This window comes from Chryseobacterium sp. FW101-FHT12H09 (assembly GCF_058790395.1).
In genome coordinates this window covers 96467-111477 of the sequence record NZ_JBYTCP010000004.1, presented here as the reverse complement: position 1 = coordinate 111477, position 15011 = coordinate 96467, and the positions used below count along the sequence as shown (strand labels likewise).

Genomic DNA, 15011 nt, shown 5'->3' with positions numbered 1-15011 from the left:
AAATGCTTCATTGGAAGTTAATTGTGAGAATCTGTTTACAAAAAGTTTACAAAAATTTAATTTCTAACTTTAAAATTACCTAAAACCTATTCGAAGATGATGGTGTGGCTTTTGTATTAATAGCCTTTTAATAATAGCCAATACTGGAAAATTCCTATTATCTTAGATTAATGAAAACCTTTGTATTAATCAATGATTTTTACTATTTTTCTTTTTCTAAGTGATAAAAACAAGATTATGAAAACAATTAGCTGTATGAACATTGACCATGAGATTTTATATTCTTTTGGTGCTGAAAATAAAACCTACAAAAAAGGAGAATTGATTTTTAAAGAAAATGATCATGCTCTTCATTACTTTCAAATTGCTGAAGGCAAAGTAAAACTTAATAATTACAATGAGGAAGGAAAAGAATTCATTCAAAATATTCTAGGTAAAAATCAGAGTTTTGGAGATTCATTACTTTTTTTGGATAAAGTTTATCCAACTGATGCAACCGCTTTAGTATCATCAGAAATCATTAGAATATCAAAGGATAATTTCCTGAAACTATTGGAAATGCATCCTGAGGTTTCCCTAAGAATGAATGCCTGTCTTTCTCAAAGATTATATTATAAAGTATTGATGACACAGTATATGGCTTATCAAAATCCAACATTAAGACTTAAAGGATTAATGGAGTATCTAAAGAGCTATTCTGAAAATGACTGTCAGTTTGGTTTTCCTATAGAACTTACCCGTCAACAGATTGCAAATTTAACGGGTTTAAGGGTAGAAACCGTTATCAGAACTTTAAAAAAAATGGGCAAGGAAAATCTATTAAAATTTGAAAATAGAAGAATTCTCTATTAGAAACATGACTCAAATCATAAGAATGGGAAGCTGGTTGATCTATCTTTGATATTCTATTTCAGGATAAATGCTACTTTAATACTTAAAAAAACATTGAGTAATAAATTGATGTTTACAAATAGTTATGTCATTACATGATTGTTTTGTGAGAATACTTTAATCAGATCTAACCATTAGAGATAGATTAATGTGTTGTAAATCAAAGTATTATTTAAAGTTATTGTAAGTGCAGAAAATTTAGCGTTTAAGTAAAGGGTATTACCAATCACATAAAAATTATGATTATGCAGTTTCAACAAAATTTACTTGAATACATCAGTCAGTCCCTACTGACCACCGGGGAAACGATATCTGTAGCAGAGAGTGTAACTTCAGGATTATTGCAACTTGCTTTCTCGCAAATGCCCAGTAGCTCATTGTTTTATAATGGCGGAATCACGGCTTATACAATGTCTGAAAAAGTAAAATTTCTCAATATAGATAAGGAGGAGGCAGAAGTATACGATTGTGTATCAGAAAATATAGCAGAAACGATGGCATTAAATGTTGCAAAATCATTTGAAACGGATTGGTCCATTGCTATTACAGGTTACTGTACTCCTGTAAGAAGTTCATCATATAAAATTTTCTGCTATTTCTCTTTTTCATATAAAGGCGAAATTATTTTAACGAAAAGACTGGAATTACATCATAAAACACAAGCTCTAGATGCTCAATTATATTTTACAGAATTTATTCTGGGATGTTTTAAAAGTGAACTTAACCAAGTATTGATCTTAAAATAAATTCAGTAAAATCAACTTTCAGCCATCAAAAAATTAATTTCATTAATATTTTACAGCTATTTTATTATATTCAAAATTTCTTCTAAATTGGATCTGTAAATTGGTCCAATGAAAATACTGATCATAGAAGATGAAACTGAACTGGCAAAAAGCATCGCTGAATATCTTTCAGAGGAAAGTTATTTATGTGAATTTGCTACCACGTTTCACGAAGCAATGAATAAAATAGAGTTGTTTCAATATGACTGTATTTTATTGGATATTATGCTTCCAGATGGTAATGGACTGAACATATTAGAAGAGTTAAAGAAACAGAACAAGCAGGATGGTGTGATTATTATCTCTGCTAAAAATGCATTGGATGATAAGATCAAAGGTTTACAGCTGGGCGCTGATGATTATCTTACCAAACCCTTTCATCTCTCTGAACTAATGGCCAGGATCTATTCTATTATCCGAAGAAAGCAGTTTAACAATTCGAATATCATTAAGCAAAATGAACTGCAAATTGATCTTCTTGCTAAAACCGTATTAATTAACGATAAAACAGTGGCTCTTACTAAAAAGGAATTTGATCTGCTTATTTATTTCATAGGAAATAAAAATAAAGTAATTTCTAAAAGTACTTTAGCAGAGCATCTTTCAGGTGATTTCGCTGATATGCTTGACAATCATGATTTTGTGTATGCACATGTGAAAAACATGAAGAAAAAGCTTTATGATGCAGGCTGTGAACATTATTTAAAAACAGTTTATGGAACAGGATATAAATGGGAAGCAGGGACTAATGAGAGAGAAGACTATCATTCTCAATAATTTGTAATTTTATTTCTAATTTCTAATTTCTAAACTGTAAACTCCATTGAAACCACTTCTAAGTAAAACGACAAAACCTTTTCTGATCTATGTGCTTATCATATTGATCATTAGTATTCCTGTTTATTATTGGGTTGTGGATGCCATTTGGAAAGGGGAATTGGACGAGCACAATATTACTATTGTAGAAAAGACCGCTTTTGAATTTAATCATTTGAATCTCTCGGAATCAGAACTCGAAAAAAGTGTTCTTCTATGGAACAAAATTCAGCCTGGAACTAATATTGAACAAATTCCTTTTAATTCCTTAAAAAAAGAACAAACCTTTACAGTAGAAAAACAAAAAACATTCGTAGATAAGCCCGAAATAGAACGATACAGATGTCTAAAAAAAGTAGTTTATATTAATCATAAACCCTTTTTATTTACAGTAGAAACTAATATTGAAGAATCCCATGAGACAATTGCTCTTATTGCTGCTATCACTGTTTTTTTCTTTATGCTGATTGTTTTAGGACTCTTATTTTTAAATCGAAAACTTTCTACTTCTATATGGAAACCTTTTAGAAATACATTAGAAAAGTTAAAGACTTTCAATCTTAACACTCAAAACAAAATTGAATTTGACTCAACAGATATTATTGAATTTGAAGAATTGAATTTATCATTAAAAAAACTGATAGAACATAATGTTTCAGTGTATAAAACTCAGAAGGAATTTACTGAAAATGCTTCTCATGAATTACAGACTCCTTTAGCTATTATCAAAAATAAACTTGATATTTTAATGCAAAATGAAGATCTTACTGAGAAACAGTATCAGATTGCTGAAGAGATCAACAGGGCTTTAACAAGAAGTTCGAGGATTAATAAAAATCTTTTATTACTTGCAAAAATTGAAAATCTCCAATTTGCGGAAAATGAAAATTTACCTTTAAGCGAACTGCTTCATCAAAGTCTGGAAATATTGAAGGAGCATTTTGATCAAAAGCATATTGAGATTCAGGCTGAAATTATGGATAGCGTATATGCTACCGGAAACAGGACTTTAACTGAAACTCTTATTAACAATCTTCTGATTAATGTAGTAAGACATACGTCAACTAATGGAACATCTAGGATCGAACTTTCTCAGCAACAGATGATGATTTCTAATTCAGGATCTTTTTCATTAAATGGAGACAATCTGTTTAAAAGATTTTCAAAAGCATCTACAGATCATAATGGGAGTGGGTTAGGGTTGGCTATTGTAAAAGAGATCTGTACTCATCAGGGATGGATTTTAGATTATTACTTTAAAGATAATCAACATACTTTCTCTATAAAATTTTAAGGCTCGTTTTCTATTATTCATTTTATTCGAAATATCTACAAAATTGAGGATGAACTTTGAATAAAAAAATATGAGAACACTGAATAAAGTAGCTGTGATAAGTCTTCTTTTCTGGTTGATGAAAATAACGGCTACGACTTTGGGGGAGACTCTGGGTGATTTTATTTCTATGACCCTTAATTTTGGTTATACAATTGGAATTTTTATCACATTTTTACTCTTTATCATCACGATATCCATTCAGCTAAAGGTAAAAAGATATATTCCTATTGTTTACTGGCTGGTCATTGTGGGAACAACAACATTGGGTACAGAAATTTCAGATTTTATAGACCGAACATTAAAAACCGGATATCTATTGGGAAGTTTACTCCTTATCACTGGGCTTTTAGCAACCCTTTTCCTATGGTACCGAAAATATAAAAATCTTGAAGTATATCCTATTTTTGAAAAGTCTAAGGAAATATATTACTGGATAGCCATTCTTTTTTCAAATAGTCTGGGAACGGCATTTGGTGATTTTCTGAGCGACAATTTGGGGTTAACTTACCTAACTGGAGCGTCTGTCACCGGAATAATTATTCTTATCGTTATTCTAGTTCATTATTTCACAAAAATTAATCATGTTCTCCTATTTTGGATTGCTTTTGTTTTTACGAGACCATTTGGCGCTACATTCGGTGACTTCCTTACTAAACCCATTTTAAAGGGTGGGCTTGATCTTGGAACTCTTAATGCATCCTTAGTATCGTTGGCCTTATTGTTTTTAATGATCCTTATTTCGCATAAAGAGATAAAGAATTTGAAATCTCAAGACCAGATATTCTAAATTTCTTCTAAATCATATCCGATCATTGTATCATAAATTAAAATGTAATACAATGAAAAAATTAATGGTTATTTTAACAGTCATTGCCGGTGCTGTTTTAATACATGCGCAAAAAATCCAACATAAAAGTGTTCCGGTGTCTGTTACTTCTGCATTACAGGAACAGTATCCGGAAGCTAAAAAAGTAAAATGGGAAAAAGAAAAGGACAATTATGAAGCGGGATTCCTATCAAAAGGATTGGAGCAATCCGTTTTGTTCAATGCCTCAGGAAACATTATCGAAACAGAAGTCCCTATCAATGTTAATGCTCTTTCTGCATCAATTAAACAATTCATTCTTAAAAACTATCCTAATCAGAAAATAAAAGAGGCTGCAAAAATAAAAGATTCAAAAGGTATTATAACTTATGAGGCAGAGGTAAATGGAAATGACCTAATTTTTGACATTGACGGAAAATTTTTAAGAGAGATTAAAGACTAAAAATAATGATTAGAATCAAGCTGTTCATATTTTCAATAGTATTGTTGTTTTCCTCTTTTGCCATTGCTCAGGTTTCCTCAGTAACTGTTTCAGGGATTGTAAGCAATACCAATCATTCCGGACTTCCTTACAGCCGCATTGTTTTAAAATCTCCTAAAGACAGTGTATTTATTTCCGGAACAATTACTAATGAAGAGGGTAGATTTGCTCTTACCGAAATAAAACCAGGAAATTATCTGATAGAAATTTCTATGGCAGGCTATAATTCCCATACCCAGTCTCTTTTTATTGGCAGTCTTTCAGAATTCCTGGATATTCCGCCTATAGAACTTCAATCAAATAGTAATGCTAAGGAGACAAAAATTGAAGAAGTTGTGCTAACAGGCAGTAGAAAAAACGAGGTAAGTAATCAGCTTGATAAGAAAACCTATTCTGTTGCCGATAATATCAGTCAGAATGGCGGATCTGTACTTCAAAGCATGCAGAATCTACCCGGTATTACCGTTCAGGATGGTAAAATTCAGCTGCGGGGAAATGATAAGGTAACGGTTTTAATTGAGGGTAAACAAACTGCCTTAACAGGATTTGGAAGTCAGACCGGTTTGGATAATATTCCTGCTTCAGCTATTGATAAAATTGAAATCATTAATAATCCATCTTCAAAGTATGATGCCAATGGAAATGCCGGAATTATCAATATTATTATGAAGAAAAATAAACAAAATGGCTGGAATGGTAAAGTGGGATTAACATTGGGATTAGGTTCTCTTTGGGAAAGAAAACAAAATCTTCCAACGATCAGACCACAGTATACGACAACTCCAAAAATAAATCCTTCTGTTTCCCTTAATTACAGGAAAAACAAAATAAATGTCTTTTTACAGGCTGATAATTTATACACAGAAACACTTAATAAAAACGAATTTGTAACCCGTACTTATGATGATGGAACAGTTATTAACTCTCAGCTAAAAAGAAACAGAAATACTAATTTTCTGACAACAAAATCAGGGATAGACTGGAATATTGACAGTCAGAACACGCTTACCATTTCAGGGCTTTATGGAAGTGAAAAGATTACAGACAAGGGTGATCAGCCATTTTTTAATGGTGACCTTTCTCAAAGGCTCCGTTTATGGCAATTTTTAGAAGATGAACTGAAAACTACCGTAATGGCTACTGCGGCCTATCAGCATAAGTTTAAAGAAGCCGGGCATCTCTTGAATATTGGTTTTAATTATACATTCCATAGGGAAGATGAAAAGTATTTCTACGACAATTTTCTGCCCTTATCTTCAGGTACTGATGCTTTTAAGCTTTTATCTGACGAACAGGTGTATGACTTTAATATTGATTATGTAAAACCTCTTAAATACGGACGAATTGAAGCTGGTATTAAACTGAGAAACAGAAGTATTCCTACAAATATGAATTTTATACCAGGAATAAATTCTGTGATCGACGCTAATGCCGGAGGATGGGCAAATTATAAAGAATTAATTCCGGCTATATATGGTAATTATGTTTTTGAAAATAAAAAATGGGAAGCTGAATTGGGGTTAAGAATGGAATATGTAAGAATTCAATATGATGTAAATCCTAACCACCCAACTTATACAAGTAGTGGATATAACTACACGCAACCATTTCCCAACCTTAGGGTTGCCTATAAACTAAATGACCGGAATAAATTTTCTATATTTTATAACAGGAGAGTAGACCGTCCTAATGAAGTAGATATCCGCATATTCCCTAAATATGATGATGCTGAAATCATTAAAGTAGGAAATCCGGGACTGAGGCCTCAATTTACAAATTCAATAGAGTTGGGATATAAGTACAATTGGGATAATGGCTATTTATATTCCTCATTTTATCATCGTTTTTCAAATGGAACGATTACCAGAATTTCAAGTATTGTTCCTGAAAGCACACTGATATATGCCATATTTCAGAATGCAGGAAAAAGTTACAATTCAGGAATTGAAGCGATCTGGAATCAAAAGATTTCATCAGTTTACTCTTTCAATATCAACGGAAATATGTACAGAAATCAGATCAATGCTTTTACCGTTGAAAATCTATATCCACGACCGAATATTTTTTCTGCTGATCAACAGACTGCTATTTCAGGAAATATAAAATTAAATAATGTTTTTAAATTTTCTAAGGGGATCAGTGCACAGCTTACTGCAGTTTATCTGGCTCCTGATATTATTCCGCAGGGAAGAATAGGTTCAAGGTTTTCGATGGATCTGGGTATGAAAAAGTCAATTCAAAATGGTAAGGGAGAATTGTTTCTTAATGCTTCCGATCTATTGAATACAATGGTCATAAAAAAACAAATACAGGGTGCCGGATTCAGATATACCAGTGATGATTATTATGAAACTCAGGTTGTCAGATTGGGATACAGTTATAAATTTTAATTCAACAAAATTCAAATGAAAAGTTTAATCGTAAGCTTGGTTTTAATTTTCGCAAGCTTTCAAAATATCAATGCTCAGGATAGTTTGGCTGTCAGTACTGTTAAAGACAGTACATCTGCTCCCTTACCATTGGATAGGAATGATACAAGCCATCAGTTTACTTATAAAAAACTTATCATACCGACGGCACTAATTACCTATGGTGTTGCAAGCTTAGGAATCAAAGAGCTCAAAAACCTGAATTCTTCAACACAGTACGAAATCAGTGAACATAAACCTGATCATATAAGATTGGATAATTACACTCAATTTGCACCAGCTGTTCTTGTTTATGGTTTAAATGCCGCAGGAATAAAAGGAAAACATAACTTCAGGGACCGAAGTATTATCTATGGAACTTCTTTGTTAATCTCTTCTGCCATTGTAATGCCTCTTAAGCATATTGCCAAGGAGGAAAGGCCGGACGGTTCCAATAACCTTTCTTTTCCTTCCGGTCATACTGCAATGGCTTTTGCTTCTGCCCAGTTTATGTTCAGGGAATATAAAGACACCAATTTCTGGTTAGGTATTTCAGGATATTCATTGGCTGTTTTTACGGGAGTATACCGGATGTTAAATAATAAGCATTGGTTTGGAGATGTAGTAGGTGGTGCCGGTTTTGGTATTTTATCTACGGAATTAGCATATTGGTTATATCCAAAAATAAATAGCCTTTTGGGTGGTAAGAAGGAAAAATCACAAACCATGATAATGCCTTTTTATCAACAGGGGAATGTTGGAATTGGCTTGGTTAAAAATTTTTAATGTTAAACTTACAAGAATAACTGTATAGAAATTCTTATTTAAATTGGCTTTCCAATAGGAGAGCCATTCTATTTTTGACCACTCAATATTTGCCCAATGATCTTTATGCTTTGCTCCAATTGGTCTTCAGAAAGTGAACCATAACTTAATCTGAATCCGTTTACGGACTCTTTAAAGCTATATCTCTCAGGATGTATTATTTTAATATTATTATCTAGTAGTAAAACAGTTACATTGTCCCAGTTTATATTTACTTTAGGTACAATCCAGAAAGCTAATCCACCATCTGGTAGATTAAAATTTGCATGCTCATTTATATGTCTTTTTAAAAGGTCATCTACAAAATCTCTTTTATTTTTATAGTGGATCGTTGCTTTTTTTATGTGCTTTTTAATAGCTCCATCCTTTATAAGCTGCAAAACAGCCTGTTCCATAATAACATCCCCCTGTACATCTATTATTTTTCGTAGTTCGCCTATTTTTTGAAGAAGTATCTGATTTTTAGTAGCTAAATATCCGATTCTTAATGCCGGAGCGACAACTTTACTCATCGTTCCAATGTAGACGTAATTGTTTAATTCAGGAAAACTTGAAAGTGGAAGAATAGGACGATATCCAAAATGAAATTCATTATCATAGTCATCCTCAATGATGGTAATCCCGTGTGCATTTGAAAGTTCAATCAATTTCAATCTTCGAGCTAAACTTAAAGTAACCGTAGTAGGATACTGTCTGTGAGGGGTTACGTAAATAGCTTTTATTTTTATTTTCTTATTTAAAAGTCTCATAATATCTTCCACCATTAAGCCTTCATGATCGACTGATATGGGTAAAAGTTTTGCTCCAGCATGTTCAAAAGCTTTCCAGGCTGGTTTATAACCAGGATTTTCAACAATTACATGATCACCAGGATTTAGCAGACTTTTTGCGGTAAGAAACATGGCCATCTGACTTCCTCTGGTAATTGAAATTTCATTTTCATTGGTATTCATTCCTCTTTGGTGATTGAGCATCTGGGAGATGGCCTTACGGAATTCGATATCTCCATGTACCTCAGTGTAGCCCATCATCTGCCATTTGGCTTTTCTGTTGAATATTTGCCGGTAAGCCCTCGCGAGTTCAGTTATAGGCGCTATTTTACTATCCGGATGACCATCATCAAAATTGATTAAAAATGGATCAGCAGAATTTGTATTCTCGCTGGTCTCTTTTTTATCATTTTTAAATCTTATACCTAACGAGGGCAATTGATCAGATACAAAAATTCCTTTTCTCTCTTTTGAGATTACCCATTCTTCATTGATCAAGACCTGATAAGCTTCAACTATGGTATTTCTGTTGACCATCAGCATAGATGCCAGAATACGGCTTCCCGGAAGAGCATCTCCTGCTTTTAACCTTCCGGATTGTATGTCTGCAATTATAGTATCTGCAATTTGAAGATATACTGCTTTTGCTAATTTCTTATCTATTTTGAATTCCAATTTCCAAGGACGCAACATCTGGACTATCTATTTTTATTAAAACTGAATCATTTAACTAGTCCAAATATAAAATATTTTTGTAAAGCAATAATGCAAGAAACATTAAATTTTTTAAATCATGGAAAATGAAAAATTCAGTTCAAAAGACTTTCACAAAACTTTTGCCAGACCCGAGTACCAAAAACCAAGTCACCTCATTCATAAAAATGTAGAAAAAGCTGGTGAACACGATCAATTTTCAACCGAAAGAAAACATCCCGTATTCTTTGTCGATCTACCCAGTAAAAATGTGAGTATGACCATCGGAGGTTTGCTACCTGGGCAACAAACCAATAAACACCGCCATACTTATGAGACTGTATTGTATGTTATCGAAGGAAAAGGCTGGACAGAAATAGAAGGTGAGAAAGTGGAGTGGCAAGCAGGTGATGCAGTGTATATTCCATCTTGGGGATGGCATAAGCATCAAAATTTGAGTGATACGGAACCGGCTAAATATATTGCCTGTGAAAATGCACCCCAATTACAGAATTTAGGAGTTGCACTAAGAGAAGAAGAAGGAAGAGATTAGGAAGTAAATTTCATTGATACAAAGCATAAATGGCACTCAAAAAAACACACATTACAGCATATTTGTCATTTATAAAGATCAATATTATCCATTTGAAGTCTTTGCATTAGATTATTAATATCAACTAAAAAGAAATTACATGAAAAATGTTCCATTTAAAGGGATCATTGCGTATCCCATTACTCCTTTTGACCATAACGAGAAAATAGATATTCCACTCTTTAAAAGACTTGTTGAAAGATTAGTAATATCAGGAAATCATGGTATTGCTCCTTTAGGAAGTACAGGAGTACTGCCATATCTTTCCGATGAGGAAAAAGAGGCAATTACTGAAACTACAATAAACCAGGTAAACGGAAGGATTCCAACCCTTGTAGGAGTTTCTAATCTCACGACCGAAAGAACGGTTTATCATGCCCGGTTTGCAGAAAAAGCAGGTGCTGATGCAGTAATGATTATTCCGATGAGCTATTGGAAACTAACAGAAGATGAAATCGTTGCTCATTATGATGCGGTAGCAAGCAAAATATCCATCCCTATTATGGCCTATAATAATCCTGCAACCGGTGGAGTAGATATGTCTCCTGCTTTATTAAAGAGACTACTGGAAATCCCTAATGTTACCATGATCAAGGAAAGTACAGGAGATATCCAGAGAATGCACTATCTGAGAAAAGAACTGGGCGAAGATGTTGCTTTCTATAATGGTTCAAATCCGTTAGCACTTGCTGCATTTGCTGCAGGAGCAAAAGGATGGTGTACAGCAGCACCTAATTTAATTCCTGAACTCACTATAGGCTTGTATAATGCCATTGAAAATAACCAATTAAAAGAAGCGCAGGATATCTTTTACAAGCAAGTTGAATTACTCAAATTCATTGTGGCTAAAGGACTTCCAAGAACAGTAAAAGCGGGTCTTAATATTTTGGGCGAAGAAGGCGGAAACTTAAGAAGCCCTCTAAAACCTTTACCGGAAAAAGAAGTTGAAGAATTAAAAATAATTATTAAAAACCTTAAATATCCATAATGAAAAAGTCAGTTTTTTATCATGCAGGATGTCCTGTATGTCTTAGTGCGGAACACGATATCATCGACATTATCGGCGTCGAAAATGTAGAAATCATTCATTTGGGAGAAGACACAGACAAGATCAAGGCAGCTGAGAGGGCAGGTGTACAATCTGTTCCTGCTCTGGTTACTCCTAATGGAAATGTATTGCATATTAATTTTGGAGCGTCACTGGAAGATGTAAAGAAATAAATAAAAGAGGCTGTTTTCTGCGACAGCCTCTTTTTTACTTTCTATTATAAAGTGGCATTACCTTCTATGCCGTCAGAGTTATTTGTTTTAATTCCTGTAACCGCGGCTGCCACGAAACTTAAAATGCTCACTAATTTTCCGGCCTTTGTATCCCAATAATAGGTTTCTTTAGGCTCTACCCGAATAATAGATACATTTGGATCATCTTTACCATCGAACCATGCTTTAGCCATAGCTGACCATTTTTCTTCAATGGTTGCTTTGTCTTTATACACAGAAGCAACACCATACACGGAGAGATACTGTGAATCATCATTATTCATAAAAAAAAGCTGAACTCTGCGGTCTTCTTTAATTTCGAAATTTTTATTACTGGTCTCACTACTGATAAACCATAGGTTTCCATTGTCATCTGTTTCCTGTAGAGTCATTGGTCGTGAGTTGACCGGAACTGTCTCTAGTTCAGTACAAAACATACAAATTCTTGCTTTCGTAGAAAGTTCCTGAATTTTTTTAATTGCCTCTAGATGGGTAATATTTTTTGTTGACATAATATAATATTTTGAGTGATTGGTTAAAAATATAGGATGAAATGAATGATCATTTTCAGAGTTAATACTTCAAAAACCTGACCATATTTTATAATATCAAAATTTACATTCCATTAAAGAGCTCTATCTGTTTTTTTTCAATAGTCTTCCGTTTAAAATGACTAATAAAAAATATAGAGCTTTACTCGAAATAATTATTTTTGTTACTTTTATAAGTTCAACAATCAATTATAACTGTAAACTTTCTGAAATACGATAAGCCTGATGGAAAACTATGCTGTCATTTTAGTGATAATGGCCTTGATGATCGGGGTATCCGGTTTGGCGGGTAAAATAAAGATTCCCGTACCGATGTTACTTTTAATTGTAGGTGTAATGATAGGTTTTGTACCCGCTATGCCTGAAGTTGAAATGAATCCAGAGATCATTATGTTACTTTTTCTTCCACCGTTATTATACGATGCCGCTTTTAATATTTCGTTTCAACAGTTTAAAACCAATCTCAATACGATTGGTACGTTGGCAATAGGACTTGTTTTTATGACAACGGCGGGAATTGCTGTATTAGCTTATTATTTAATTCCGGGAATGACCTGGCCATTGGCTTTTGTTTTAGGGGCTATTCTTTCTGCTACCGATGCTGTCGCTGCATTAGGTGTAACAAAAGGGTTGGGTCTTTCTCATAAAACAATGACCATATTGGAAGGGGAAAGTCTAATTAATGACGCTTCAGCCTTGGTTGCTTATCGATTTGCAGTAGCTGCCGTAACGGGAGTTGCCTTCGTAACGTGGAAAGCATCTGTTGAGTTTTTATGTGTTTTAGGTGGTGGTTTTCTGGTTGGTTGGATTATTTTTAGAGCTTTAGCCTTAACGATCGGCTTCTTTCGTAAAGATGCAATGGTGGTAAACAGTTTAATTCTTTTAATGCCTTTCGTAACTTATCTTATTGCGGAGCATTTCAAAGTATCAGGAGTAATTGCTGTTGTTGTTCTTGGTTTAGGAATGTCTAAATTGAGCAGGACAAAATTTCCTGATCATGTTAAGGAACAATCACGTAATTTTTGGGATATTATTATTTTTCTTCTTAATGGGTTGATATTTTTATTGATAGGCCTCGAATTCCCTATTATTTTAAAGAAAATGCCTCAAATTCAGTTATGGACATATGCCGGTTATGCAGGAATAATTGTTATCGTCACTTTATTGATCAGAATGGCGCGGGTATATCTACAACAGTTCAATCTTCAAAAAGCTTTTCAGGGGAAAAGGAGGATTAGTGAAGAGGCTTTATTTGATTCTAAAACCAGCTTTATTATAACCTGGTCCGGAATGCGGGGAATTGTTTCTTTAGCTATTGCATTAGGTCTTCCGACAACCATTAATGAAGGTGAACCTTTTCCAATGCGTAATGAAATTATTTTTCTATCTGTAGTTGTGGTTCTGATCTCGCTATTAGGACAGGGGCTAACCTTACCCTGGATTGTGAAAAAGTTTAAACTCTGAAAATTAAACGCTTCTACCATATAAATTACCAAATCCTGATTCTTTATTTTCCTGTATCAGGCTTTTATAATAAGCGGAAGGGGTTTGTCCGATTATCTCTTTAAAATAGCGATTGAAAGAAGATTTAGATTTAAATCCAGCATCATAAGCAAAGGATAAAAAATTGATATTCTCATTCTTTTCAATAGCTCTTTCTACAATATTTTTAAAATAATCAATGCGGTATTCATTGATGTAACGGTAGAAGGGCTTGTTCTTATAACCATTCAGCATTTCGCTGATCTGATATTTATTGATTTCTGTTTGGTGTGCCAGCTCATCTAGATTTAGATCACAGTTTCTAAAGAGCTGTTGTTTTTTCATCGAATTATCCATTTTCTGCCATAAATCATTGAATTTTAAATCATAATCAACCGTATTTAATGGACTGTCCTTTGTGGAATTTTGTACTATGGATATTTTTAACCTATCATCGGAATGGGTTTGAGGAAGAGAAACAATTTCAGTTTTCAGGCTTTTCCTTATGATCAATAGACAAATCACCAATAATAAAAAGTAGGCAATACTTCTAATCGAAATAGTAATGATCTGAGCTTCTTCAGGATAGATATATAGCAAACTTTTGGAAATAACAACTCCGGATTCCATTAATAATAGGCAGTAAGAGATCCTCAGTATAGCATCATACTCAATCTTTTCCAGAATCTTAAACTTAGCTTTTCGCGCAATTAAAATACTTTTTACAGGGTAGTATAGATTAATGATGAAGATTAAATTTAAGCTCAAATTATTGTATAGATCGAGCAGTCTCTGATCAACATGATTTAGAATAACGAAGACACATGAGATTGTGAAATAAGCAATCATCAATAAAAAGAGTGGGATGAAAATATACCATTTACGAGCAATAGAAAATCTCTTTTTTGTTTTGCTTAAAGTATATAAATAAATTAAAGGACCATAACAGACGCCAATAAACGTATTCATCTGCTGCCTGATACTCTCATCAGGAATAAAATTGAATATAACAAACTTAATTGTTAAATGGACGGCAATTGCCGAAAGCAGGAAAATAAACAGATAATTCGAAGATGATTTTTTCTCCCTGAACTGTAAAAGCCAAAGTGCCACAAGTGCCTGAAAAGCTCCGATGATAATGATATACTGCATTCCTTAGGTTTGTACAAAAATAAATACAAAAAAAGGACTTAGTGATTATGAAATTATTATTTATCTATTAAAGTTTTTATTAAATTATTAATATTGAGTTCATAAATAAATAACAATTAGTTAAATTAGCATAAATACTTAAT

The 15011-nt window shown here is 33.3% G+C and carries 15 protein-coding genes; 12 read left to right on the top strand and 3 right to left on the bottom strand.

Annotated features, from left to right (window positions below):
• The first annotated feature begins 237 nt into the window (after positions 1-237).
• The 8 genes from AC3WRL_RS16115 (at position 238) to AC3WRL_RS16080 (ending at position 8329) form a co-directional block, all read left to right on the top strand.
• On the top strand, positions 238-852 hold the full coding sequence (locus AC3WRL_RS16115; RefSeq protein WP_251040453.1) for a Crp/Fnr family transcriptional regulator: 615 nt from the start codon (positions 238-240) through the stop codon (positions 850-852).
• A gap of 284 nt (positions 853-1136) precedes the next feature.
• Complete coding sequence (locus AC3WRL_RS16110; protein ID WP_214825113.1) at positions 1137-1637, top strand: CinA family protein; 501 nt, start codon at positions 1137-1139, stop codon at positions 1635-1637.
• A gap of 108 nt (positions 1638-1745) precedes the next feature.
• On the top strand, positions 1746-2453 hold the full coding sequence (locus tag AC3WRL_RS16105) for a response regulator transcription factor (protein WP_214825110.1): 708 nt from the start codon (positions 1746-1748) through the stop codon (positions 2451-2453).
• Between the two features lie 46 nt (positions 2454-2499).
• Complete coding sequence (locus tag AC3WRL_RS16100; protein ID WP_492330743.1) at positions 2500-3786, top strand: sensor histidine kinase; 1287 nt, start codon at positions 2500-2502, stop codon at positions 3784-3786.
• Between the two features lie 70 nt (positions 3787-3856).
• Positions 3857-4615 (top strand): COG4705 family protein, encoded by a 759-nt coding sequence (locus AC3WRL_RS16095; protein WP_492330742.1) that lies wholly within the window; start codon positions 3857-3859, stop codon positions 4613-4615.
• A gap of 52 nt (positions 4616-4667) precedes the next feature.
• Positions 4668-5096 carry a PepSY-like domain-containing protein gene (locus AC3WRL_RS16090; protein ID WP_492330741.1) on the top strand — a complete coding sequence of 143 codons (429 nt, stop codon included), beginning with the start codon at positions 4668-4670 and terminating at the stop codon, positions 5094-5096.
• A gap of 5 nt (positions 5097-5101) precedes the next feature.
• Positions 5102-7525 carry a TonB-dependent receptor domain-containing protein gene (locus AC3WRL_RS16085; RefSeq protein WP_492330740.1) on the top strand — a complete coding sequence of 808 codons (2424 nt, stop codon included), beginning with the start codon at positions 5102-5104 and terminating at the stop codon, positions 7523-7525.
• Between the two features lie 15 nt (positions 7526-7540).
• Positions 7541-8329: a phosphatase PAP2 family protein gene (locus AC3WRL_RS16080; RefSeq protein ID WP_492330739.1), complete on the top strand. Its 789-nt coding sequence runs from the start codon at positions 7541-7543 to the stop codon at positions 8327-8329.
• Between the two features lie 68 nt (positions 8330-8397).
• Here the strand turns inward: AC3WRL_RS16080 and pdxR are convergent, their stop codons facing one another.
• Positions 8398-9831 (bottom strand): MocR-like pyridoxine biosynthesis transcription factor PdxR, encoded by a 1434-nt coding sequence (gene pdxR / locus AC3WRL_RS16075; protein ID WP_492330738.1) that lies wholly within the window; start codon positions 9829-9831, stop codon positions 8398-8400.
• Positions 9832-9931: 100 nt separating this feature from the next.
• Between pdxR and AC3WRL_RS16070 the strand changes: the two genes are divergently transcribed.
• The 3 genes from AC3WRL_RS16070 to AC3WRL_RS16060 all read left to right on the top strand — a co-directional run bounded on the left by AC3WRL_RS16070 (position 9932) and on the right by AC3WRL_RS16060 (position 11644).
• Positions 9932-10384, top strand: coding sequence for a cupin domain-containing protein (locus AC3WRL_RS16070; protein WP_214825090.1), 453 nt, complete (start codon positions 9932-9934; stop codon positions 10382-10384).
• A 139-nt stretch (positions 10385-10523) separates the two neighbouring features.
• Positions 10524-11411 carry a dihydrodipicolinate synthase family protein gene (locus AC3WRL_RS16065; protein WP_214825087.1) on the top strand — a complete coding sequence of 296 codons (888 nt, stop codon included), beginning with the start codon at positions 10524-10526 and terminating at the stop codon, positions 11409-11411.
• A complete protein-coding gene (locus AC3WRL_RS16060; RefSeq protein WP_261512151.1) occupies positions 11411-11644 on the top strand; it encodes a thioredoxin domain-containing protein in 234 nt (77 codons plus the stop codon). Before AC3WRL_RS16065 ends, AC3WRL_RS16060 begins: the two co-directional genes overlap by 1 nt.
• 44 nt (positions 11645-11688) lie before the next feature.
• Here AC3WRL_RS16060 and AC3WRL_RS16055 read toward each other — a convergent pair whose 3' ends face one another.
• On the bottom strand, positions 11689-12195 hold the full coding sequence (locus tag AC3WRL_RS16055; protein WP_214825081.1) for a pyridoxamine 5'-phosphate oxidase family protein: 507 nt from the start codon (positions 12193-12195) through the stop codon (positions 11689-11691).
• 264 nt (positions 12196-12459) lie between these two features.
• On the opposite strand from AC3WRL_RS16055, the gene AC3WRL_RS16050 reads away from it, so the two are divergent.
• Positions 12460-13698 (top strand): Na+/H+ antiporter, encoded by a 1239-nt coding sequence (locus tag AC3WRL_RS16050; protein WP_214825078.1) that lies wholly within the window; start codon positions 12460-12462, stop codon positions 13696-13698.
• A gap of 3 nt (positions 13699-13701) precedes the next feature.
• Here AC3WRL_RS16050 and AC3WRL_RS16045 read toward each other — a convergent pair whose 3' ends face one another.
• The gene (locus AC3WRL_RS16045) at positions 13702-14868 is read right to left on the bottom strand and encodes a helix-turn-helix domain-containing protein (RefSeq protein WP_492330737.1); all 1167 of its coding nucleotides are present in this window, start codon (positions 14866-14868) and stop codon (positions 13702-13704) included.
• Positions 14869-15011 lie beyond the last annotated feature (143 nt).